General features: G+C 69.2%; 16 protein-coding genes and 1 pseudogene. 8 read left to right on the forward strand and 9 right to left on the reverse strand.

Features of this window, described 5'->3' with window-relative positions:
- Position 1: 1 nt before the first annotated feature.
- From nirB to WME75_RS18265, 4 genes are all read left to right on the forward strand, one after another.
- Entirely contained in the window at positions 2 to 2,446 is a 2,445-nt protein-coding gene (nirB, locus tag WME75_RS18250; RefSeq protein WP_437492499.1) for a nitrite reductase large subunit NirB, read from the forward strand.
- Positions 2,447 to 2,457: 11 nt separating this feature from the next.
- A complete protein-coding gene (locus WME75_RS18255) occupies positions 2,458 to 2,775 on the forward strand; it encodes a Rieske (2Fe-2S) protein (protein WP_437492502.1) in 318 nt (105 codons plus the stop codon).
- A 139-nt stretch (positions 2,776 to 2,914) separates the two neighbouring features.
- On the forward strand, positions 2,915 to 4,810 hold the full coding sequence (locus WME75_RS18260; RefSeq protein ID WP_437492505.1) for a protein kinase domain-containing protein: 1,896 nt from the start codon (positions 2,915 to 2,917) through the stop codon (positions 4,808 to 4,810).
- 128 nt (positions 4,811 to 4,938) lie between these two features.
- Positions 4,939 to 5,727, forward strand: coding sequence for a hypothetical protein (locus WME75_RS18265; RefSeq protein WP_437492507.1), 789 nt, complete (start codon positions 4,939 to 4,941; stop codon positions 5,725 to 5,727).
- 26 nt (positions 5,728 to 5,753) lie between these two features.
- On the opposite strand, the gene WME75_RS18270 is transcribed toward WME75_RS18265, so the two are convergent.
- Both WME75_RS18270 and WME75_RS18275 read right to left on the reverse strand, forming a co-directional pair.
- Positions 5,754 to 6,515, reverse strand: coding sequence for a hypothetical protein (locus WME75_RS18270; protein ID WP_437492510.1), 762 nt, complete (start codon positions 6,513 to 6,515; stop codon positions 5,754 to 5,756).
- Between the two features lie 78 nt (positions 6,516 to 6,593).
- The gene (locus WME75_RS18275; protein ID WP_437492513.1) at positions 6,594 to 8,183 is read right to left on the reverse strand and encodes an IS1182 family transposase; all 1,590 of its coding nucleotides are present in this window, start codon (positions 8,181 to 8,183) and stop codon (positions 6,594 to 6,596) included.
- A gap of 335 nt (positions 8,184 to 8,518) precedes the next feature.
- Between WME75_RS18275 and WME75_RS18280 the strand changes: the two genes are divergently transcribed.
- Positions 8,519 to 8,641 (forward strand): hypothetical protein, encoded by a 123-nt coding sequence (locus WME75_RS18280; RefSeq protein WP_437492516.1) that lies wholly within the window; start codon positions 8,519 to 8,521, stop codon positions 8,639 to 8,641.
- Between the two features lie 63 nt (positions 8,642 to 8,704).
- On the opposite strand, the gene WME75_RS18285 is transcribed toward WME75_RS18280, so the two are convergent.
- From WME75_RS18285 to WME75_RS18305, 5 genes and pseudogenes are all read right to left on the reverse strand, one after another.
- The gene (locus WME75_RS18285; RefSeq protein ID WP_437492519.1) at positions 8,705 to 9,235 is read right to left on the reverse strand and encodes a hypothetical protein; all 531 of its coding nucleotides are present in this window, start codon (positions 9,233 to 9,235) and stop codon (positions 8,705 to 8,707) included.
- A 269-nt stretch (positions 9,236 to 9,504) separates the two neighbouring features.
- Positions 9,505 to 10,146: a hypothetical protein gene (locus WME75_RS18290; protein ID WP_437492522.1), complete on the reverse strand. Its 642-nt coding sequence runs from the start codon at positions 10,144 to 10,146 to the stop codon at positions 9,505 to 9,507.
- Positions 10,147 to 10,264: 118 nt separating this feature from the next.
- Positions 10,265 to 10,909 carry a hypothetical protein gene (locus WME75_RS18295; RefSeq protein WP_437492524.1) on the reverse strand — a complete coding sequence of 215 codons (645 nt, stop codon included), beginning with the start codon at positions 10,907 to 10,909 and terminating at the stop codon, positions 10,265 to 10,267.
- A gap of 45 nt (positions 10,910 to 10,954) precedes the next feature.
- Positions 10,955 to 12,001, reverse strand: coding sequence for a hypothetical protein (locus WME75_RS18300; RefSeq protein WP_437495124.1), 1,047 nt, complete (start codon positions 11,999 to 12,001; stop codon positions 10,955 to 10,957).
- Between the two features lie 28 nt (positions 12,002 to 12,029).
- A pseudogene (locus WME75_RS18305) lies at positions 12,030 to 12,317 on the reverse strand (DUF2169 domain-containing protein); the annotation flags it as partial.
- Between the two features lie 140 nt (positions 12,318 to 12,457).
- Between WME75_RS18305 and WME75_RS18310 the strand changes: the two are divergent.
- From WME75_RS18310 to WME75_RS18320, 3 genes are all read left to right on the forward strand, one after another.
- On the forward strand, positions 12,458 to 12,889 hold the full coding sequence (locus WME75_RS18310; protein ID WP_437492527.1) for a hypothetical protein: 432 nt from the start codon (positions 12,458 to 12,460) through the stop codon (positions 12,887 to 12,889).
- A 197-nt stretch (positions 12,890 to 13,086) separates the two neighbouring features.
- Complete coding sequence (locus WME75_RS18315; protein WP_437492529.1) at positions 13,087 to 14,586, forward strand: hypothetical protein; 1,500 nt, start codon at positions 13,087 to 13,089, stop codon at positions 14,584 to 14,586.
- Positions 14,587 to 15,271: 685 nt separating this feature from the next.
- Positions 15,272 to 16,228, forward strand: coding sequence for a hypothetical protein (locus tag WME75_RS18320; RefSeq protein WP_437492532.1), 957 nt, complete (start codon positions 15,272 to 15,274; stop codon positions 16,226 to 16,228).
- 107 nt (positions 16,229 to 16,335) lie between these two features.
- Here WME75_RS18320 and WME75_RS18325 read toward each other — a convergent pair whose 3' ends face one another.
- Positions 16,336 to 21,873, reverse strand: a complete 5,538-nt coding sequence (locus WME75_RS18325) for a kelch repeat-containing protein (RefSeq protein WP_437494864.1) — start codon at positions 21,871 to 21,873, stop codon at positions 16,336 to 16,338.
- Between the two features lie 48 nt (positions 21,874 to 21,921).
- Positions 21,922 to 23,685, reverse strand: coding sequence for a PEGA domain-containing protein (locus WME75_RS18330; RefSeq protein WP_437492535.1), 1,764 nt, complete (start codon positions 23,683 to 23,685; stop codon positions 21,922 to 21,924).
- Positions 23,686 to 23,693 lie beyond the last annotated feature (8 nt).

Here is a 23,693-nt window from a genome sequence, read left to right on the forward strand (position 1 = left end):
CATGCAGAAGAAGCGCAAGCTCGTGGTGATCGGCAACGGGATGGCCGGCGTCCGCACCGTCGAGGAGATCCTCGCGCGCGGCGGCGCAGAGCAGTTCGAGATCACCATCTTCGGCGACGAGCCGTATGGCAACTACAACCGTATCCTGCTCTCCGAGGTGCTGAACGGCTCCCAGGACGCGAGCGAGATCTTCCTGAACCCCCTCGCCTGGTACCGGGAGAATCGCATCCAGCTCCACGCGGGCGTGCGCGCGCGGGCCATCCACCGGCACTCGCGCCAGGTCACCGGCGAGCACGAGATCGTCGCGTCGTACGACAACCTGATCATCGCGACGGGCAGCTCGCCCTACATCCCGCCGATCCAGGGGGTGCGGCTCGAGGGCGGCCGCGAGAAGCCGGGCGTGTTCGTGTTCCGCACCCTGGACGACTGCCACCGGATCGCCGCCTACGCGAAGGGGAAGCGGCGCGCCGCGGTCATCGGCGGCGGGCTCCTCGGGCTCGAGGCGGCGCGCGGGCTGCAGAACTTCGGGATCGACGTCCACGTGGTCCACATCAGCGGCCACCTGATGGGGCAGCAGCTCGACGCCACGGCGGGCGCCATCCTCAGGACCACGCTCGAGCAGCTCGGCGTGACGGTGCACCTCAACAGGAGCACGAAAGAGGTGCTCGGCGACGACCGCGTGACCGGGCTCCGCTTCGCCGACGACGAGGTGCTCGACTGCGATCTCGTGGTGATCTCGGCGGGCATCCGGCCGAACGTGGACCTCGCGCTGCGCGCCGGCGTCACCGTCGAGCGCGGGATCGTGGTGGACAACCACATGCGCTCGCCCGACGACCCGAGGATCTACGCCGTCGGCGAGTGCGCGCAGCACCGCGGGCACGTCTACGGGCTCGTGGCGCCGCTCTGGGAGCAGGGCAAGGTGCTGGCCGACCACATCACGAAGCGCAACGAGAAGGCGACCTACTCGGGCTCGAAGGTCGCCACGAAGCTGAAGGTCATGGGCATCCAGCTCGCCTCGATGGGCATCACCGAGCCGGCCGACGATCGGGACGAGATCGTGCAGTTCATCGAGCCGAAGAGGGGCACGTACAAGAAGCTCATCATCCGCGACGGGCGGCTGCTCGGCGGCATCCTCCTCGGCGACGTCAGCAAGGCCGCGTACCTGATGCAGGCCTTCGACAAGAATACCCCGCTCCCGGACGAGCGGCTGTCGCTGCTGTTCGACCTCGGCGCGCCCTCGACGAAGGCGACCCTCGAGGAGATGCCGCCCGAGATGCAGGTCTGCAACTGCAACGGCGTCAGCAAGGAGGGCATCGTCGCGTGCGTGCGCTCCGGCAAGCGGAGCTCCCGGGCCATCATGGACGCGACGCGCGCGGGGATGGGCTGCGGCGCCTGCAAGCAGCTCGTCTCGGAGATCGTGGCGTGGGCGTGCGGCGGCGCGGCGGAGCAGGACCCCGCGGCGAGCTACTACGTGCCCGGCGTCCCGCTGAGCAAGCCGGAGCTCCTCCAGGCCGTCCGCGAGCGCGGGCTCCGGTCGGTGTCCGCCGTCTTCCGGGAGCTCGCGGGCGGGGTCGAGGACCCGGGCAGCAAGCCGGGGCTCGCGTCGCTGCTCCGGACGGTGTGGCACCACGAGTACGAGGACGAGCGCGACGCGCGCTTCATCAACGACCGCGTGCACGCGAACATCCAGAAGGACGGCACCTTCAGCGTGATCCCGCAGATCCCGGGGGGCATCACGTCGGCGGCGCAGCTCCGGAAGATCGCGGACGTTGTCGACAGGTACCGCGTGCCGCTCGTCAAGCTGACCGGCGGCCAGCGCATCGACCTCCTCGGCGTGAAGAAGGAGGACCTGCCGGGCGTGTGGCGCGACCTCGACATGCCCTCGGGGTTCGCTTACGGAAAGTCGTACCGCACGTGCAAGAGCTGCGTCGGGACCGACTTCTGCCGGTTCGGCCTCGGCGACAGCATCGACCTCGCGGTGAAGATCGAGGATCGCTTCCGCGGCATGGACACGCCGGCGAAGCTGAAGCTCGCGACGGCGGGCTGCCCGCGCAACTGCTCGGAGGCGATGGTGAAGGACGTCGGCGCCGTCGCGGTGGAGGGCGGCAAGTGGGAGATCTACGTCGGCGGCGCGGCGGGCGCGCACGTGCGCAAGGGCGACGTGCTCTGCGTTGCCGACGCGCACGCCGACGTGCTCCGGCTCATGGGCCGCTTCATCCAGTACTACCGCGAGAACGCCAGGTACCTCGAGAGGACGTACGGCTTCGTCGAGCGCCTCGGGATCCAGAAGATCCGCGCCGTGGTCGTGGACGACAGCGAGGGCATCGCCGCGCGCCTCGACGCGGAGATGCAGAAGACGGTCGAGGCGTACCGCGATCCGTGGAGAGAGGCGTACTCCCCGGCGACGCCGAACCAGTTCCGGTCGGTCCTGCCGATCACGCAATGAAGGGGCGCGACATGGAGATCACCCTGGGCCCTCTCTCGACGATCCCGCCGGGCGAGGGGCGCGCGTTCGACGTGGGCTCCGAGCGCATCGCGGTCTTCCTCGCGCGGGACGGCCGCGTGTTCGCCACGCAGGCGGCCTGCCCGCACCGCGGCGGCCCGCTCGTCGACGGGCTGCTCGGCGGCTGCACGCTCGTGTGTCCGCTGCACGCGCAGAAGTTCAACCTGCAGACGGGAGAGGCCCTGAACGGCGGGCCTGGGCTCAAGACCTATCCGGTCCGTCTGAGCGCGACGAACCAGATCGTTGTGCAGATCGAGCGAGACGGGGGCTGACCGCGCCCGGCGCGACGGGGACCCGAGCCTGGCCGAGGCGGCGGCGCCGGGCGCTTTGCGGCGCCCCTGGATCGCGCGTCCGGGGGTACGCTACCGGGGCGCGTCGCCAGCGACGTCGCCCGAAGGGTTCCCTCTCGCCATGGCCGACTTCACGACAGCCGCACCGTTCGCCCCCGGCACCGTCCTCGGGGGCGATTTCCGCATCGTTCGTCCCCTGAGCCAGGGCGGCATGGGCGCCGTGCTCGTGGCCGAGCAGCTCTCCACCGGCAAGCCGCGCGCCGTGAAGCTGATGCACGCGCAGCTCGCGCAGGACCCGCGCTTCCGCGAGCGCTTCGAGCAGGAGGCGAGGGTGGGGGCGCGCATCGAGAGCGACCACGTCGTGGAGGTTGTCGCGGCCGGGGTCGATCCGGCGACGCAGACCCCCTGGCTGGCGATGGAGCTGCTCGACGGCGCCGACCTGTCGGCCGTGGTGGCGCAGCGCGGCGCGCTGCCGCCCGACGAGGTCCGCGAGCTGATGGGGCAGCTGTGCCACGCGCTCGCGGCGGCGCATCGCGCGGGCGTCGTGCACCGCGATCTCAAGCCCGAGAACATCTTCATCGCGCGGCCGCGGCAGCAGAACGTCCGCTTCAAGGTCAAGGTGCTCGACTTCGGCGTCGCGAAGATCGTGGCCGAGGCGCGGGCCACCACGGCGGTGACCGCGTCGGTCGGGACGCCGCTCTGGATGGCGCCCGAGCAGACCGAGGCTGGCCAGCATGTCACCCCGGCGTCGGACGTCTGGGCGCTCGGGCTGCTGGCCTTCACCCTGCTCACCGGGCGCATGTACTGGCTCGAGCCGACCCGCGGGCCGAGCGCCTCGGTCATGTCGCTCATGCGCGAGGTGCTGTTCGTCCCGCTGGAGCCGGCGTCCGCCCGCGCCGCGCGCCACGGCTGCCAGCACCTGATCCCCGCGGGCTTCGACGCCTGGTTCGCCGCGTGCGTCGCGCGCGACGTCCGCGCTCGCTTCGGCGACGCGGCGCAGGCCATGTCGGCGCTCGATCCTGTGCTCGCCGCGGCCGTCCCCCGGGGCGCGGCCCCGCCGGCGGGGCCGTTCGCGCCGGCCCCGCCGGCCACCACGGGCTCGCCGCCGGCGTACACGGGCCCGACGTACCCGACGATGGCCGGCACCGACGTCGGCGGCATGTCCGGCGGCACCCTGGCGCTCGTCCAGGCCCGACCTGTGCGCAAGGCGCCCTGGGGCCTGCTGCTCGCGATCGCCGGCGGCGGGCTGCTCGCCGTCGCCGCCCTCGTCGTCGGCGGCATCGTGGTCGTGGAGCGCCTGCGCGCGACCGAGCCCGTCGCCCTCCCGCCGCTGTACGGCAGCGCCGGCAGCGCCGGCAGCGCCGGCAGCGCCGGCGCGACCCCCGGCAGCGTTCCGACGGCGCCGCTCAGCCCATCGAGCGCCGCCACGGCCAGCGACATCCACCTGGCCGGCACCTACGACATCACGTCGTCGCGCAACCCGGGCGGGCAGGGCAGCTATGCGGGCAACGTCCTCCTGTCGAGGAGCGGCGACACGTACCGCATCGCCTGGATCATCACGAAGGGCGCCGGTTACGAGGGGATCGCGCTCGTGCAGGGGCAGACCGTCGCCGTGGGCTGGGCGAGCGGCGGCCCGTACGGCGCGGCCGCCTACCGCATCGACGGCGATCGCCTCCGCGGGCAGTGGATCTCCACGGATCGGCCGGGCCGGATCGAGGTCGAGACGCTGCAGGGGCCCGAGGGGCTGACCGGCAGCTACAGCATCGTCGAGGGTCCCCGGAGCGGCACGGTCGTGATCGCGCGCACGGGCGACACGTACGCGGTGACCTGGACGCTGAGCACCGGCGGCATGCTGAAGGGGGTGGGCCTCCGCTCGGGCGACCAGCTCGTCGTGGGCTGGTCGCCGGGCCAGCAGGTCGGGGTGGTGAGCTATGCGATCGAGGGCAGACAGCTCACCGGGCGATGGGCGAGCCTGGGTGGCACGCTGGCGGGGACGGAGACGCTGCTGCGCCGCTGAGTCGGGCCCTCGGGGCGGGCCATCCGAGACGAGAGACGAGAGACGAGACCGGAGCGCCCGCACAAGCGACGATGTCGCGATGGCGGTTGCGGCGGGGTGTGAGCCCCATGTATCTTTTTTACAGGATCATGGCCTCCTTGCCCGCGCCGAATACCCTGCTCCGCGATCTTGCATTGCCCGCGCTCAGCCCGCCGGCGCACGAGCAGCTCAGGCGCGTCTGCGCGTTCCTCTACGTCGTGGGTCTCCCGGAGGTCCAGACGCGCGCGCTCCTCGCGGGGTACACGCCGGAGATTCATGCCGAAGGCGTCTATCACGCGAGCGTCGTTGGGGGGGAGCGCTCGTTCGGGGAGTGGCGTCAATGGCGGTCGTTGCGGCCTCCGCGCGACCCCGACCTGCCCGACCTCGTGGCGGATCTCGACCGGTTCGTGAGCCGGTGGCGACCGCGGGCGCTCTCGGCCGCCGCCGAGGTGCCTGACGTCGACGACCGCGGCGAGCTCGAGGACTACCTCGGCGCATCCATCGAGCGGCCGAGCCGGACGTGGCGCGCCAAGGCCTGCGTCCAGCGCATCGAGCACCTCGCCGAGGTGCCGGTCCCCTCGTATCAGGCCACGTGGGCTGCCCTCGTCGCGGAGGGCATCCAGACCGAGCTCGCGCGGTTCCACGAGGTCCTCGAGACGGTGCAGGACTTCATCGCCACGACGTCCCTCGATGCCGACGAGCTCGCCGACATCCAGGCGGCGCGCGAAGAGGGCGCCGCCTCCATCGACGCGTGGCTGACCGCGCGGCGGCGCCAGCTCGCGGGGCACTTCACCGAGGAGACGCTGAATCTCCTCGCGCTCGGCGAGGCCGTGCCTCCGCCGCTGCCCGACGTGCCCCTTTCCTTGCTCGCCCGCTTCCGGCCAGCGGCGCGCGCTTAGTTTTGAGAGGCGCTCTTAGGTTGTGCTCATGACAGGCTGCGGCTTTCTGGCGGGATCCGCGCCGAGTGGTGCGAGATCGAATCCATGTGGGCCAGGACCTCCGCCTGACCCCAGCGCTCGAGCGCGTCCATCTCCGCCGGGCCGAGCAGCCGCTGAATCGCACCCCAGGTGCGCTCGAACGCGAGCGCGGCCAGGTGCTGCGATAGCCCGGTGAGGGGGGTCAGGTCGGGCTCGTCGCCCCGGTAAGCCGCGTAGGCCTCGGCGTCCCATCCCTCCAGCGGGAGCGCTTCCGTCTCGGCGATGCGCCGATCCAGCGCGTCCGCCGTCTCCGCCCACGCTCGGGCGATCTCGAAGAGCTTGGCGACCTTGCCGAGCGGCAGGCCGAAGCTCGCGACGCGGTGCTCCTTGCGGCGCGGCAGCCACGCGACGAGCACGTGCCACATCATCTGCCACTCCGGCTCCAGTCCGAGGACGAACACGCGCTCCTCGATCCACGCGCGAAGCTGCGCCGCCGCCGTCGTGCCCTGGGTGCGCTCCACGTCGGTGAGGAACGCCGCGATGTGCCCCGCGAGCATGCCGTCATCGTCCCGCTCATCGTCCTCCAGCGCCTCGAGCTCGATCTCCGCCCGGAAGCAGCGGCGCGCGGCCGTCTTCACCTCCTCGACGCCGTCGATCCGGAGCCCGAGCTCGGGCCAGAAAGGCGTTACTCTGTCCAGGCTGAGGAGCCCGATAGTGGTCGTGTAAGCATAGGATACATCGAGGTCATCGAGATCGAGGGTGGGGTTCATGGGCAGCGCAGCTCGGGTTGGTCTGGAGCGGCCAGCCTAGAGCGCCAATCACATTGAAAATTGTCTCATTTCAATGGGTTACGCCGCAGCCTGCATGAGCCGCTGGGCAGACTCGAGATTCTGGATCGCTGCTGCGCGCCGGAGGTCAAACAGGTTTCTCCGGGCGCCGATGTAGCGCGCGCTGTGTCCTTTGCGCGCCGCGATGTGTGCGAGGGCATGCTCCACAGGGATCCGCTGCCGGAGGACGGCGCGTCCTGGCCCGGTCTGCTGCAGCTTCCGGAACTTGCTCTGCAAGGCTTCGTCCTCGGCGATGGATACGGTCCGCCCTCGTCCCGACGCGGCTTGGGTGCAATTGGCTCGGAGGGGGCACGCACCACACTCCTCGGGGTCAAATTCGACCGTGTCGCCCGGCTCGAACACTTCGACCTGTCCCGCGGGACACGTGATTGTCTTGGCGCGCAGGTCGATCTTGAAGTCGCGCTTGCTGAACATGTCAGGTCTGCGAGCCCGCTGCCCCCACGGCTTCGAGAACACCTGGCCGTCATCGCGGATCACGTCCTCCACGACGGGGCTGTTCACGTAGGCGCGATCGATGTGCAGCTCAACGAGGCGTAGCCCCTGATGCTGGATGTCCTTGGCGATCGGCGCGGCCCCCTCTTCTTCGGGCCGATTTGCTGGTGTGACTGCGCAGGCGACGATGACGGGAAGGTCAAGGTCGCGCGCGATATGTTCCTTGTAGCCGTCGAACCTCTTCGAGCGGCTCTTGCGGCCATGGCGCATCTCAGCGTCCTCAATCGAGACGCGGCGGTCAGGCGCAACGCCTTGCCGGATGCGGACGGTCCCATCCTCGGCGATTTCCAGGTCCTGGTCTCGAACCTGAGTGAGCGCATCCAGATAGGTGCGCAGCGGCTGCTCGACGACGTCGTCCAGATGGCGGTCGACCCATTGCTGCAGCGACGAGACCTGCTGCTCCAGGATCTGAATTGCCGCTGCCTTCTGTTTCGGGTCGCTCCAGTCGAGGTCGAGCCCGGCTTTGATGCTGGGCGCCAAAAGCAGCGGGATGCCCGCCTTGCGGCAGATTTCCTCGGGCCGACGGTCGGTGATCTTCGACACGACGCGGACGATGCTGCGCGCAGCGTGGCCGAGCAGGTTGATCGTGTCCTCAACCCGCCCGGCCCCCGCTAAAGGGCGGCTATCAATGGCCACGCGCAGCGCTTTGGATACCGCACGCCTCTCGCCCTCCGTCATGGCGCCGGACTGAACGAGTGCCACGGTTCGCTCCAGCAGCACCCGATCCATCTCGTTCGCGACCATCCGCTCCCGGAACGCCTGCAGTGCACCCTGCGAGAACGCGGGCGTGACCGTCCCCAGACAGCCGAGCACCATCTGCCAGCGCAGGTCGACGACGGTCAGCTCCACCGCCTCGGCATCCGATGCGCCGACGTAGCCCTGCAGCAGCGTGACCATGCACATCAGCGCCGGCGGATGCGGCGGCTCGCCTGCGCCCGTCGTCCGGTACATGCTCCCCAACTGCTCCTGGAACGTCTCATCGAACAGCTCGTGCCGGTGCAGCCTGAGAAAGCCGAACAGTGCTCTCACGCGTGTCAACCGCTTCATCAGCGCCTGTTCCTGCCGCGACAGCTCTACCGGCGGCGACCATCGTTCCATCCGTGCACCTCCAGACGCGGACGAGATCATGGCCCGGCGAGACCGTCGATCCTTCCATCGAAGCGCCAGAAATTCTCACATAATCAACCTGATCGTTGTTCTAGCCGCGCCGGGGGTGCGCGGGTAGGTCGCCTTGCACACGACGGTGCGCCGAGAGCCACCCGACAGGGACGGCCGTGCACCGGGGCCCGCCGGGCCGCATCCAGGCGTGAGAAAGTAGACAGACGTGGCTCCGGGAGCGCGGCCGGAAGCAAAAAATCAGGCAGACCAGGCTGTCCTGTTGAACTTCGGTGTGGGCTGGCACCCACGATGGACTGCGAGACGAGGGGCATGGCGTGGCCACGCAGCGCCTGCTCTCGCGGGCCTCCTCGGCGCAAGCCGTCGAGGAGGTGCTGGAGGAGGAGCCGGAGGCGATCGCGGACGACGCGATGGAAGGTGAAGAGGGCGAGGCGCCCTGAGCATCGCGTCGCAACCCGCCTGAGCGCGAGCGACGAGGCGAGCGGCGTCCCTGGCGCGACCGATCAGAGCTGCCCATACTCACGGATCCGGTCGCGCTGTTCTCCCTTGTCTCCCTTGTCGGGCTCCAGATCGACGACGATCCCGAGGCGCGATTCGACGTAGGCCGCCCAGAGGGTTCCATGCGTCGGAACGCTGGTCCAAGCGTTCATTTCCGTGATCGACAAGAGCCCGTCCATGCTTCGATCGAAGATTCTTATGTCCCTGAATCGTAATCCGCACGTGAAGCCGAGCTGGACGTTCAGGTTGCGGGAATAGACGTCTCCGCCGAGGAACAGATCGACGTGCGTGGTCCGGACAAGGGTCCCCTGCGGCCTCAAGGTCGTGGTGAACATGGGAAGAACGGCTCCGATCACTTGATAGAGTTGAAAGCTCGTGGCCGCGCTCGCCCGGAACGGTCCGGCTTCGAACGTGGCATGAACCCCCAATTCCTTGTCTTCTATCGTCGACATGTTCTCCTTGCCCACTCCAACGCCTATGAGATACCCGATGTTGAGCTCCTGGGTGGGGCTCGCGGTCTGTCCGAAGCTCACCATGACCGTATGGACAGCCCCCGGAGCTGTTCCGCCGCCGTAAGTGACTCCGAGTCTCGCGAGATGGGGGAGCTTCGTCTGAACGATGCCGTTGAGACGGAGGCCGTCCCAATGGAATTTCTCTGGGGGCCGTTGCTCTTGCGCTGATGCCGGAGCAGCCAAAGTGAATACTCCAAGCCCTGACAGCGCGCGCAACAATGGCTGCCATGGCCTGCTCGAACGGCGGGTTGATGGCTCCCACGAGATGAACGGCGGCGTGAAGTATGTTTGAGTCATTCGGCCTGCATGTGGTCTATGCACGCTGGATTCTTCACCAGCTCATCGATGTCGACGTCGCCGTAGTAGCTCTTGAACATATAAGCGCTTTCCATCGCGTCGATGCCGCGACGATCGCTCGCGACATTCGGCTGCGACGCGTCCTCAAAAGATCTTATGACGTCGGAACATTCTGAGTATTGGTCCCGAGCTAGATCTCGAATGCTCAATACGGCTTCGCAGTCGATCGTGCTACTGCTGAGTATTGCCTTGTATGCGCCGAACGTTCCACTAAAGTTCCTGCAGTTCATCGCCAGCCTCTCTAGCTCGATCGCTTGCAATTCGATTCTGCATTGCTCCGAGAACTCTGGCTTAGGCGAAGGTATGCGCTTGTCTTCGTTGGTGTGGGGATGTTCCTCTCTCTTCTGACGATGGTGATCGCGACGCTGGAGGGTCTTCTCACAGCTGGCCAACCGTTTCCGGGTGACGCTCAGGGTCGACCGAAGATCGGGGTCGTTCTTGCTGGCGGCGTCCTGGCGTGCTTGAGGCTGTTCGTTGCTCTCTGCAGAGATTTTTCCTAGATTGTATGCCGCCGCCAGCGCCGCGATCGCGATGGCCCCCAATCCAATCCATGTTGTCGGTTTTGGTGATGTTCCCATGTGTCGAGCGTTACGGGTTAAAGTCCTGGTGCGTGCGTGAGAATGGCGACCCTGGCCTGTCCGACCAGCGGGGCGATGGCTCCCCGCGAGATGAACGGCGGCGCACAATGGGTTCGATTCATTCGGTCCGCATCTGGGCTATGCACTCTGGGTTTTTCACAAGCGCTTTAATGTCGCCGGGGTTGCCGTATTCGTTCCTGATCGCATAGGCGTCTTCCGCCGCGGCAATGGCGAGCGGGTCGCTCATGGCATCTTGGTAGGTGGTGCCCTCGATGGTTCTTATGATGGCGGCACAGAAGGAGGACTGTCCGTGGGCCATGGATACAATGTCCAAGACGATTTCGCAGTGGATCGTGCTGCTGCCCAGTATTGTCTTGTATGCGTCGAAATGTCTCCTGAGGCTCCTGCAGTTCGCGGCGAGCATATGCAGATCCTTCACCTGCGACGCGATGATGCATTGCTTCGGAAGCGCTGGCTCAGGTGAAGGTGTGGGGTTGTCTTCGTTGGTGTAGAGCGTTTCATCTCTCTTCTGAAGATGCTGGTCGTGACGCTGGACGGTCTTTTCGCAGCTGGTCAACCTCTTCTGGGCGGCGCTCAGAGCCGACCGAAGATCGGGATCGTCCTTGCTGGCGGCATCCTGGTGCCGTTGAGGACGGCTGCCGCTCTCTGCCGAGGCTCTTCCCAGATTGTATGCCGCCGCCAAGGCGGCGACCGCGATGGTACCTAATCCAATCCATATTGTCGGCTTCGGTGATGTTCCCATGTGTCGAATGTTTGCGTGGTGGCGTCAGCGATCGTTGTTTAAATGTCAGTCGGTGTGGTGGGAATGGGCATCCATGGTAGTATGAGCTAGAAGTGGCAGGGATCCTTCTTGATCGGCATTATTCCAATTTTTTGAGGTGTGATCTCTAGATTGATGCCGCTGACGGGTTGTAATAATTCGCGCCAATGTTGGCATGTCTTCGCGTTTACCGTGTTCACGAATTGGTTCTGCAGCGGTGTAGTTCTTGAGCAGCCGCTTAGTTGAGCCCATGTATCTGCTGGTGCACACAGCGCTGCGCACGTGGGGGATGGATCCATGCACGTCGGTGTTGGTCTTTCGTCGAAGATCGTGCATCCGGCTTGGGATAGTACCGTCGCGGAAATAAGTTGGGCGAGGCTGGGACGGATTGTCCTTGAACGATGAAGTGTTGCGATCATAGGTTCTTGCTCTACAGGGACATCTGGTGGTGGTTCGCTTCTGTCTCAAGAAGGAGGCAGGAGGATACAGGAAGGGCTGTCGTTCTTCGATGAATCCGTGTACATGGCCGGCCGGGCGTCGCGAGCGAGCGCATCGAGCTCGCCAAGGCATACGCGCGATGTCCAGGACGTCGCGAGCAAGCGATGACTCGCGCGGCCGGTCGCGGACGATCTCGCTTCGCTTCCAGGGGATCGACGGGGGGCCGATCGGTGCGTGCGGTTCACGTCGCGAATGCTCGTTGGCAGCGCTCCCACGCCGCGCTTCAGAGAGCACCTTGCTGCGCAGCGCGCCCTTGTCGGCGATCTCCGCGACGACGGCGGCGTAGCGCTCGATCGGGACCGGCTCCTCGAGGGGCGCTGCGCCTGCCGCGACGGACGGCGACGGCGCTGCGGCAGGCGCTGGAGCTACGGGCGGCATGGGCGCCGCGACGGGCAGCGACGGCGCTGCGGCCGGCGGTGAGGGCGCCCGGGCCACCACCGCCGGAGCGCTCCTGATGCTCATGCCGGCGACCACCATCAGGCGCTCGCGCTGCGCGAGGTCGCGCAGATCGACGTGGGCGCGCCAGGTGATCGTGCGCAGCCAGGCGGTCGGCGTCCACGTGGAGGCCGTCGGCATGGAACGCGAGCCGCCTCGGCGCGTCGGGATCGGCGTCGTCGAGGCCGTACACCGCCCCGGCGACGCGCGCGTCCGGCAGCGCGCTCTGGATGCGCGGGCGCTCCGCGTGGAAGCCCTCGAGCACGACGACCGCGTCGCCCTGCAGCGCGCTGACCCACGGGTCCCGCGGAGCGCACTGGAAGTACGACCAGTCGACGCCGCTCGGCACCTCCATCACCTGCGCGTCGAGCCTCGCGCCCGCGCAGCGACCGCGCCGCAGGACCGAGCTGCTGCTCCAGGGCGAGCCCGACGGGCGCCGATGGATCGCCTGGGTCATGAAGCGCACGTACCGGATCCACAACGGGCGGTGCGAGCTCGACGCCCCGGGGCGGGAGGAGGTCCTGCACGACGACGAGATCCCGTACAGCGACTGCGTCGGCGAAGGACACGATCCTCGCCGTCAGGACGTGGAAGAAGGTGACCGAGCAGAACCTCCTCCAGTCGAGGAAGGTCAGCAGTGGTCTCAAGTACACGGCCCTTGCGAACGGGTTCAAGTACTCGAAGGAGATTGGCGGCAATGTCTACAGCGCGATCGACGCCCAGTACCACGACATCGGGGACCTCGACGCGGGCTCGGACTGCCACAGCTTCGGGCCGTTCGCGCTCGGAGACCGGGGCGGCGTCTACGATGACATCGTGAGGGAGGACGACGACGTCGAGGTCGACGAGACCTCGGGCGGCGACCGGTTCGCCTGGAGGGGAGAGGCGCCTGCGAGCGTGAAGGCGCGCGGGAGCGGGCGCTTCGCTTGGTCCGAGCGGGTCAGCGATCCGAGCGGGTCAGCGAGGAGAGCGGCGGGAGCGCGGGGGTCGACGATCCGAGATCAGCTTGCCACGTATTGTGCGATCTGATTTTTGCCGCCTGAGCGGTCGCTCCACCTCCAGACCGCGGTGGCGCAGCTAACGAAATGCGTTGCAACGGTGGGCTGACCCACGTATGCGTTCCATCATGGGAGACCACGTTCGCGTGGTGCTCCGGCGTTGCCGAGGCATCAGGGCGATAGGGGTCTCCCATGGGCACTGGAACTTCTCGTGGAGGGATCAGAATCATGAACCACCAAATTCGATACGCTCTCTCGGCGCTGTCCATCGCCACGTCGGTGAGCGTGGCAGGACCGGCCAATGCTGACGTGACCCTTGGGGGCGACGTATCGCCCCAGAACCCATCCGATCCTTGGGACCTCGGGCTGAACCAGCTCGTCGTGAGAGCTGGGACGGTCGAGGTGACCCATGGCGGGACGTTGATCAGCCCCGGCGCGTCCGTGGATGGGGGGGGTGCCGGGTTCGGTATCATCCAGGTCGACGGGTATGGCTCAACCTGGGTCAACAATGGATCCATCGTGCTCGGCAGAAACTATAATGAGAGCTGGCTCGTCGTCCGGAGCGGCGCCGAGGTGACCACCGATGATCTCACGGTGGGCGCCAGAGGCTCGCTGGGTGACGCTTTTGTGCTCGTCGAGGGGTACGACGCCACCCTGACGAGCCGGACGAACCTCTCCATCGGCTACACTGGGCAAGGCCACGTCGAGCTCAAGCAGGGAGCGAGCCTCTTCTCGCATGACGTCTATATCGGCGGAGTCGGCGGCTGCACGATCTGCGGGGGTGAAGTCGCCATCACGGGTTCCGCGACGACGTGGGTGAGCACGGGGGAGTTCATCCTGGGCGTGAAGACCGGCAGCTTGCTGAACATCCAGCGCGGCCAGCTCTTCACCGTGGGCGCGCGCATCGACGGCGATGACTTCCGGAACAGCCACGCGAGCGTGAGCGGCTGGGGCGGCACGTGGACCAACCAGGGGCTCCTGCGCGTGGGGGCGAATCGTGGCTACGGCACGCTCACCGTCGGGGCTTATGGGACCCTCGTGACGGAAGACACAGAGATTCACTCCGAGCTCGCCGGGGGCTTCATCAAGGCGAACGACGTCTATGCATCGTGGCTCAACAGCGGCGACGTCACGGTCTTTGCCGTCGGCAATCACTCTCCATCGATCCTCGTCGACAAGGGCGCCTTCGTGAGCATCGGCGGCCTCCTCCGGACTGCGCAGCCGGCCAGCGTCCCCTACGTCTATCCCTACCTGGGGCCCTCCGTGCGTCTCGCGGACGGCGACCTCATCGCGGGCGCGATGGAGGTCGCGGAGGGCGATTTCGACTTCGCCGGCGGGCGCCTCGAGATCGGCAGCTTCGCGGGCGATCTCGCCAACATGCAGGGCGGCGAGCTCTCCGTCGGAGCGGTTCACCCTTCGACCGACGTCGCCGGCAGCTACAGCCAGGGGCCGGGCGCCGCCCTCCGCATCGCGGTCGCGGGCTCGGGCGCCTTGCCGCTCCTCCAGGTGGATGGGGATCTCGATCTCGACGGGGCGCTGGAGGTCCGGCCGGCCGGCGGCGCCGTGTCGTTCGAGGCCGGGGACACCGTCGTTCTGCTCGGTTGGCTCGGTGACCTCACGGGGACGTTCGCTGCCGTGAATATCGCCTTGCCGCTCGCCCCAGGGCTCGCCTGGGACACGTCGGCGCTGTACACGACCGGCGAGATCACCGTCGTGACCGCGAGCTGAGCCCATCCAGATCATCCGCCCGCTCTGCGCCGCCGGCCCCGCGCCGCCGCCGGCGCAGAGCACCTCCAGCGGGTCGGCCGGCCGCGGATCGTTGCGGTCGAACCTCAGCACGAGCGCCACCGAGGCCGCGAGACGGAGGCGCTCCCGGTCGCCGCCGGGGCAGCTGGGCTTGCCTCCGGCATCGGAGACGGTCCTGCCGGAGTAGCTGGGCTTGCCTCCGGCATCGGAGACGGTCCTGCCGGGGCAGCTGGGCTTTCCTCGGGCATCGGAGACGGTCCTGCCGGGGCAGCTGAGCTTTCCTCGGACATCGGAGGCGGTCCTGCCGGGGCAGCTGAGCTTTCCTCGGACATCGGAGGCGGCCCAGCCGGGGCAGCTGAGCTTTCCTCCGGCATCGGAGACGGTCCCGCCGGGGCAGCCGAGCTTTCCTCCGGCATCGGAGACGGTCCTGGCGGGGCAGCTGAGCTTTCCTCCGGCATCGGAGACGGTCTTCCCAGGCGCACCCTCACGGCGTCCGGCGATCTGCCGTCGGGATCTTGCCAGGCCCGTTGACCGTACGGGACAGGTGCTTAAACCTGCCCGGAACGTCCGGCGGGGGCCGGACGCTCACAATGCGTCCAGCGCCGGGGGCAGGGGGTCATGTTCCTCCGCCGCCCGGCGAAGGGCATCAACGAGAGGTGTTCCCCTCATGGCCAAGCCTTCCATTCCGGTCAACAAGAAGAAGCCAGCTCCCACGAAGCCCGCGGCGCCGCCCAAGGCGGCGGCGGCGTTCGACAGGATCCTCCCCGAGATCGAGGCGCTGAGCCCGGATCGGCTCATCTCCATCAAGATCGACATTCCTCGCGCCGTCTCGCAGGTGCTCGGCGTGCTGCCAGGCCTGCACGCGCTGCGCCCCGCCATCGTCGAGCACCTGCGGCAGCACGATGTCGCGGCGCTCGACCGTCTCGAGAGCTACGCGCTCGCCGCCTGGTACGCGCACCTTCAATGGCTGTCCAGCGGAGGCGCCGAGAACGCGCTGAAGCCGCTGCTCGCCGAGGCGGCCGCGCTGCGCGAGAACCTGCTGGGCGACGCCGAGGCGCTCGCCCGTCGCGGGCTGCTCGACGCGGACGCTGTCGCGGAGATCCGCGCGGGCCACGGGCACATCGACACGGCCAACGACCTCGTGGCGCTCTCGGCGCTCTTCGGCGGGAGCTGGTCCGACATCGCCGGCAAGACGGCGGCGACCGAGGACGAGGCGAAGCGCGCCGGGGAGATCGGGCCGCAGCTCCTCGCCGCCCTCGGCGTGCGGGAGCACGGCAAGGGGCCCGGACCGACCGAGGCCGCGGACAAGCGGGCGCGCGCGTTCGCGCTGCTCGCGCACGCCTACGACCAGACCCGCCGCGCCGTGGCCTACCTGCGCTGGAACGAGGGAGACGCCGAGACGGTCGCGCCGTCGCTCTACAAGGGCCGCGGCGGCCGCGGGGCGGCGTCCAGCGACGCCGCGCCCGAGCCGGAAGACACCGACGCGCCGCCCGTGGCGGCCGCGTCAGCGCCGGCAGCCGGCGCGGCGTCGGTCGCCAGCGCAGCGCCCGCCGCAGCACCGAACGGCGCGGGGGCGCCGGCGGCACCGGTGGTGGCGCCCGAGGGCGCGCCGCGCACCGGCTAGCCAGGAACTGCAGCGTCTCGGGACGCCGGCGACCTCGACGCATCCAGGTGGAACCAGGACGCGACCTCCTCAAGCCCGTTGTCTTTCTTGAGTTGATGTGCTCGAGATCACGGCACGCGCGTGACGGTCAGGCAGACGCGGGGCCGCGCGCTGCGGCGCCGGACGCCGAGCGCGCCGAGGCCGAGCAGCGAGAGCGCCGCGGGAGGCCAGGGCGAGCCTCCCGGTGCGCCGGGAGGGGCGAGCGCGCAGCCGGTGTCGTCCAGCTTGTACCTGGGGCGCGGTGGGTCGACGCAGGCGTGGTCCCGGTCACAGACGTACCCGGGGGCGCAGTCGTCGACCGAGTCGCATGTCGTCCTGCAGGACCTCGAGACCCCAAAGCAGACGTAAGGCACGCACTCAGGACAAGCGCAGTTGGCCTCCTTCGCGCCGACGCAGACGCCCGCGTTGCACGACTTCTCCGCGGTGCACGCATCGCCGTCATCGCATGGGGTTCTGTCGAGCTTGAACGCTCCGGCAAGGCAGCCCCCGCCGAGCTTGTCGCACTGGCTCGCTTCCCGGCACGCCTCCTCGGCCGGGCACTCGACCGGGGCCTCGCCGGTGCAAAGTCCTGCCTGGCAGGAGTCCGTCCGGGTGCACGCGTCGCCGTCATCGCACGTCGGACCCGTCAAGAGCTTGCACCTGCCGGGCTGTTCGGCGCCGAAGGGGAAGGTGATCTCCGTGCGGACCGAGCAGACATCGCAGGGGCCGGCGTCGCAGGCGTTGTCGCAGCAGACGCCGTCGACGCAGAAGCCGCTCTGGCAGTCGGTCGCCTGGGTGCACAGCGTGCCGTTTTCGAGAGGCTTGAACAGCTCGGCGGTCGCCAGGGGAACACCGCCTTCACCGACGCCGCCGAGCACGAGCATCGTCCCATCGGCGAGCAAGGTCCCCATGGGTTCGCTCCGGGGGATTGCCAACGGCCGGACCTGCAGCCAGGCATTCTTGTCCGGATCGTACACCTCGGCGCTGGCGAGCGGACCGCCGGTGTCGGCGCCACCCGCGACCAGCACCCGACCGTCGGGCATCAACAGGGCGACGTGGCCTGTGCGCGCCTGGAGCATCGGGGCCGCAGGTGCAAAGCGCATGGTCTCCGGATCGAACAGCTCGGCCTGGGCGAGGGGGCCGCTGCTGCCCGCGCCGCCGGCGACGAGGACTCGACCGCTCGGCAGACGAGTGGCGGTGTGGCCGGTGCGGGCGAAGATCATCCCTGCTTTGATGGCCGTCCATTGATCCTGGGTCGGGTCGTACACCTCGGCATCACGGCGAGCACCGCTCTTCTCCGGGCTATCCCCCCAACCCCCAACGACCAGCACATGGCCGCTCGATAGCAGCGTGGCGGTAAATTGCCAGCGGGGGACGTGCATGTCGCTGCTGGGCGCCCATCGGTCGCTGGTCGGGTCGTACACCTCTGCGTCGTTGCGAGCGCCGCTGTCCCCCCAACCTCCGACGACGAGCACGCGTTCATCGTCGAGCGTGACAGCCGCGTGATCGACCCGGGCAACGTTCATCGCGTCGGCCGGGCCCCAGCTATGGGTCACCGGGTCGAAAAGCTCCACGCTCGCGAGAGGACCACCGGGACTAGCGCCGCCAGCGACCAGCACCTGCCCACTGGATGGCAGCAGCGTCGCCGTGTGATACCCGCGGGCGGTGCCCATCGGGTTGATGGGGCGCCAGATTTCCGTCGCCGGAGCATAGAGCTCCACGCTCGCCTCGTAGCCGGCGGCGCTGAGGCCTCCGGTGACCAGCACGTCGTTGTTGGACAGCAGCGTCGCGGTAGCGTGTGCACGGCCTTGGCTCAGCGAAGCACTGCCCGCCCAACGGCCAGCTGGGTCGTACAGCTCCGCGCTCGCGCGATCGCCAACACCAAGATCGCCGGCGCCCGCGACGAGCACCTGCCCGCTCGGCAGCAGCGTCGCGGTGTGCCTTGAGCGGGCGGCGCTCATCTCTTCGGCTGGCAGCCAGCTGCGGGTCGCCGGGTCGTACAGCTCCGCGCTCGCGAGAACGCCAACACCAAGATCGCCGCCGCCCGCGACGAGCACCTGCCCGCTCGGCAGCAGCGTCGCGGTGTGGTTGCTGCGGGCGGCGCTCATCTCTCCGGCTGGCAGCCAGCTGCGGGTCGCCGGGTCGTACAGCTCCGCGCTCGCGAGAACGCCAGTATCAGAATCGTAGCCGCCCGCGACGAGCACCTGCCCGCTCGGCAGCAGCGTCGCGGTGTGCCATGAGCGGGCGGCGCTCATCTCTCCGGCTGGCAGCCAACTATGGGTCGCCGGGTCGTACAGCTCCGTGCTCGCGAGATAATAGCCAGTATCAGAATCGTAGCCGCCCGCGACGAGCACCTGCCCGCTCGGCAGCAGCGTCGCGGTATGCCCTGAGCGGACGACGCTCATCGCGCCGGCTGGCAGCCAGCTGCGGGTCGCCGGGTCGTACAGCTCCGTGCTCGCGAGATAATAGCCAGTATCAGAATCGTAGCCGCCCGCGACGAGCACATGTCCGCTCAGCAGCAGCGTCGCGGTGTGCTTCCAGCGGGCGGCGCTCATCTCGCCGGCTGGCAGCCAGCTGCGGGTCGCCGGGTCGTACAGCTCCGCGCTCGCGAGAAAGCCAGTATCAGAATCGTAGCCGCCCGCGACGAGCACCTGCCCGCTCGGCAGCAGCGTCGCGGTGTGGTCGCTGCGGGCGGCGCTCATCTCTCCGGCTGGCAGCCAACTATGGGTCGCCGGGTCGTACAGCTCCGCGCTCGCGAGAACGCCAACACCAGGACCGCGGCCGCCCGCGACGAGCACCTGCCCGCTCGGCAGCAGCGTCGCGGTGTGCCCTGAGCGGGCGGCGCTCATCTCTCCGGCTGGCAGCCAGCTGCGGGTCGCCGGGTCGTACAGCTCCGCGCTCGCGAGAGCACCAACACCAGGACCGCGGCCGCCCGCGACGAGCACCTGCCCGCTCGGCAGCAGCGTCGCGGTGTGCCCGCTCGGCAGCAGCGTCGCGGCGTGATTGAGGGCGACGCTCACCTCGCCGACTGGCAGCCAGCTGCGGGTCGCCGGGTCGTACAGCTCCGCGCTCGCGAGAACGCCAACACCAGGAGCGCGGCCGCCCGCGACGAGCACCTGCCCGCCCGGCAGCAGCGTCGCGGTGTGCTCGCTGCGGGCGGCGCTCATCTCGCCGGCTGGCAGCCAGCTGCGGGTCGCCGGGTCGTACAGCTCCGCGCTCGCGAGAGCGCCAACACCAAGATCGCCGCCGCCCGCGACAAGCACCTGCCCGCTCGGCAGCCGCGTCGCGGGGTGCCCGCTGCGGGCGGCGCTCATCTCTCCGGCTGGCAGCCAGCTGCGGGTCGCCGGGTCGTACAGCTCCGCGCTCGCGAGAACGCCAGTATCAGAATCGTAGCCGCCCGCGACGAGCACCTGCCCGCTCGGCAGCAGCGTCGCGGTGTGGTTGCTGCGGGCGGCGCTCATCTCTCCGGCTGGCAGCCAGCTGCGGGTCGCCGGGTCGTACAGCTCCGCGCTCGCGAGAACGCCAGTATCAGAATCGTAGCCGCCCGCGACGAGCACCTGCCCGCTCGGCAGCAGCGTCGCGCTGTGCCATGAGCGGGCGGCGCTCATCTCGCCGGCTGGCAGCCAGCTGCGGGTCGCCGGGTCGTACAGCTCCGCGCTCGCGAGAAAGGCAGGACCAGAAACGTCGCCGCCCGCGACGAGCACCTGCCCGCTTGGCAGCAGCGTCGCGGTGTGCTTCCAGCGGGCGGCGCTCATCTCGCCGGCTGGCAGCCAGCTGCGGGTCGCCGGGTCGTACAGCTCCGCGCTCGCGAGAAAGCCAGTATTAGGAACGTCGCCGCCCGCGACGAGCACCTGCCCGCTCGGCAGCAGCGTCGCGGTATGCCCTGAGCGGACGACGCTCATCGTGCCAGCTTGCAGCCAACGGTCGGTCGCCGGGTCGTACAGCTCCGCGCTCGCGCGATCGCCAAAATCTAAATAATAGCCGCCGCCCGCGACCAGCACCCGCCCGCTCGGCAGCAGCGTCGCGGTCTGTTCCGCGCGGGCGGCGCTCATCGAACCAGCTTGCATCCAATTGCGGGTCGCCGGATCGTACAGCTCCAGGCTCGCGAGAGCACCATAATGAAATTCGTAGCCGCCCGCGACGAGCACCTGCCCGCTCGGCAGCAGCATCGCGAGGTGCTCTATGCGGGCGGTGCTCATCGCGCCGGCTGGCAGCCAGCTGCGGGTCTCCGGATCGTACAGCTCCGCGCTCGCGAGAGGACCGCTGGTGTCGTAGCCGCCCGCGACGAGCACCTGCCCGCTCGGCAGCCGCGTCGCGGTATGCTCGTCGCGGGCGGCGCTCATCTCGCCGGCTGGCAGCCAGCTGCGGATCGCCGGGTCGTACAGCTCCGCGCTCGCGAGAGGGACGCTGATGTCGTAGCCGCCCGCGACAAGCACTTGCCCGCTCGGCAGCAGCGTCGCGGTATGCCCTGAGCGGGCGGCGTTCATCTCGCCGGCGGGCAGCCAGCGGTCGGTCGCCGGATCGTACAGCTCCGCGCTCGCGAGAGGAACATCGTTGAGGCCATTGCCGCCCGCGACAAGCACCTGCCCGCTCGGCAGCAACGTCGCGGTATGCCCTGAGCGGGCGGCGCTCATCGCGCCGGCGGACAGCCAACGGTCGGTCGCCGGATCGTACAGCTCCGCGCTCGCGAGAAAACCGCTGGGGCCGCTGGGGCCGTTGCCGCCCACGACAAGCACCTGCCCGCTCGGCAGCAACGTCGCGGCATGCCCTGAGCGGGCGGCGCCCATCGCGCCGGCGGACAGCCAACGGTCGGTCGCCGGATCGTACAGCTCCGCGCTCACGAGAAAACCGCTGGGACCGCTGGGGCCGTGGCCGCCCGCCATCAGCACCCGCCCACTCGGCAGCAGCGTCGCGGTGTGCTCCCAGCGGGCGGCGCTCAACTCGGCGGCCGGCAGCCACACGGGGTCCACCAGCAACGCCTCCCCGCTCGCCACCACCCACAGCTCGAGCCGCGCCCCGCTCGCCACGAGCCGCGCCTCGATAGGCCGCCCCCCTTCGGCATACGCCCGCGGCGCCGTCACGCGGAGCCGTGCTCTGCCGGATGCGTCGACCACCTCCACCGCCTCGCCCTGCTGCCGCAGCGCTGCCGCTTGCACCTCCCACACGGCAACGGGCGCATCGCTCGATACCGCCTCCGCCTCCAGCAGCAACCACTCCTCGGCGCCCCCATCCACGTTCGCTGTCCAGTACGACCTGCCTCCCGCCCGCGCGTACGTCACCGCGCTGCCCTCGAGCGTCGCTTCGCCCGCCGCGCCGAGCTCGCGCATCGTGAACGCAAACCCCGTCTGCCCCCGGAAGCGCAGCCCATCCTCGCCTCTCGCGGGCAGCACCGCCTCGATCGCCTCACCGACGGGCCGGAAGCCGCCGGTCGCTCCCCGCCGCGACCGGCTGACAAACCCCTCGTCGGTGGCGGCGAACCCCGCCCCCGCCTCGAGCACCTGCGTCACCTGCCCGGGGAAGCGAGCGCGAAGCGCCTCGCTCGATCCCGGCACAAGCTCGCTCCCGGAGTTGCATCCGGCGAGCGCGCCGAGCAGCGGCAGCAGCAGCAGGACGAACGAGAGGAGCATCACGCCCCGCGACAAGCACCGTGAATGCATGATCCCTCCCGGAAAACGTCAAAAATCGAAGCGAGCGCCCACCGTCGGCGCCACGCTGAAGAACACGCCGCCCACCAGCGCATCGCCGTTGAACCACCCATAGCCGTCGGGCCCGGCGTTGACCCCGCTGACATCTTTCTCATCGCTCCACTTCGGCAGCGACACGGCGACGTGCGCGGGCAGCTCCAGGCCGACGTTCAGCTCGACATGCCGGCCGAGCGGCAGGCCCACGCGCACCTCGGGCGTGACGAAGACGAAGCGGGCAGGCTGGATCTGCACAATGGTGCCCACCTCACGGCGCACCTGGTCGCGCGCGGTGAAGTCGCCTCGCCGCGCGTCCGACATCGACCCGAACAGGCCGCCAGCGCCGAGCCGGAAGCGGATCGGCAGGCCCGCGTCGAGCGTATAGCCGAGCCACCCGCCCAGGAAGAGACCGCCGAGCCTGAGCACGTCGTCGACGTCGACGTCGACCTCTTTCGGAGGCTCACTGACGATGTTCAGCGATGTGCTCCGGCCGCTGATTTTTTGCGTTGCCGAGAGCGCGCCGATCGCCACACCGAAGCTGAAGCCAGAGCTCTGCTCGTACCCGCCGCGCAGCACCCCGTACCTCCCGACGCCGGCGCCACGGCGGCACTCCCCAGGACAGTTGCCCGCGATGTCCCCCTGGAAGTCCGGCACGAACAGCGCCGCCGTGCTGAGCTCCACGAGGAAGTGCGGCGGCGGCGGCGGCTTGCGCCAGAAAGGCGACCTGGGGTCGCGCGAGAGCGGCACGGTCAGCGCCTTGCGCTCATCGCGCCGGAGCGACACCTCGCGCCGCTCGGGCAGAAACCCCTCGGCCGTCACCTCGACCGTATGCTGGCCCGCCCGGACCTGGCCTTCCCAGAGACCACGGCCGAGCTCCACGGCATCGATCGACACCCGCGCGTCGACGGGCAGGGGCGCGACGCGCAGCGTGGCGTCGAGCACCTCGGCCTCGAGCCGCAGCTGCTCGACCTCGTTCACGCGAACCGTCACGTTCGCTGGCACGGTGCCCAGGCGCCCCTCGCCGCGCAGGAGCACCACGTGCCTGCCCGGCGCGAGCGGCAGCGAGAGCGGCGCCGCGGAGGTCTTGCCCACGCGGGCGCCGTCGACGACCACCTCCAGCTCCCGGCCGCGCACCTCGGCGACCTGGAGCGTCCCCGTCTGCCGCAGCCGGCGCAGGGTTGCCGAGACGCGCGCGGTCTGCCCGCCCGCGACCTCGACGCGCGCCTCGAACGGCTCGAACCCCTCCTTGTAGACGCGCACGCCGTGGCTGCCCGCCGCGAGCCGGAGCGGCTCGAGCAGCGGGAACTCACCCCGGCTCTGCCCATCGACGGTGATCGCCGCGCCGGCCTCGGCGCCCTGGATGTCGACGGTGCCGACGAGGCCGCGCAGCTCGACCACCCTGCGCTGGAGGGCGTCCTTGGTCTTGGCGTCCAGGGTGTCTGAAAAGTCGCGCAGCGCGGCCTCGAACAGGTCGAGCGCCTCGTCGAAGCGATGGAGACGCTCGAGGCAGATGGCCGCGAATCTCGTGGCGCTCTCGGTGGGGTAGAGCTCCCTCGACGCCTTGAACTCCGCGAGCGCCGCGCTGAGGGCACCCGCGTTGTAGAGCGTCTTGCCCTTCACGAAGCGAGACTTCGCCTCGCTCCACCTGTCCCCTGCGCCCTCGCCGGCAGCCGGCGCGGGCTGGGCGAGCGCGTTCCCCCACGGGAGGAGCACGGTGAAGATCAGCATCGCCAGCGCTGCTGTCCTGCCAGAACGCATCGTCGGAC

It is taken from the genome of Sorangium sp. So ce1014 (assembly GCF_051521505.1).
In the GTDB taxonomy this organism is placed as follows: Bacteria; Myxococcota_A; Polyangia; order Polyangiales; family Polyangiaceae; genus Sorangium.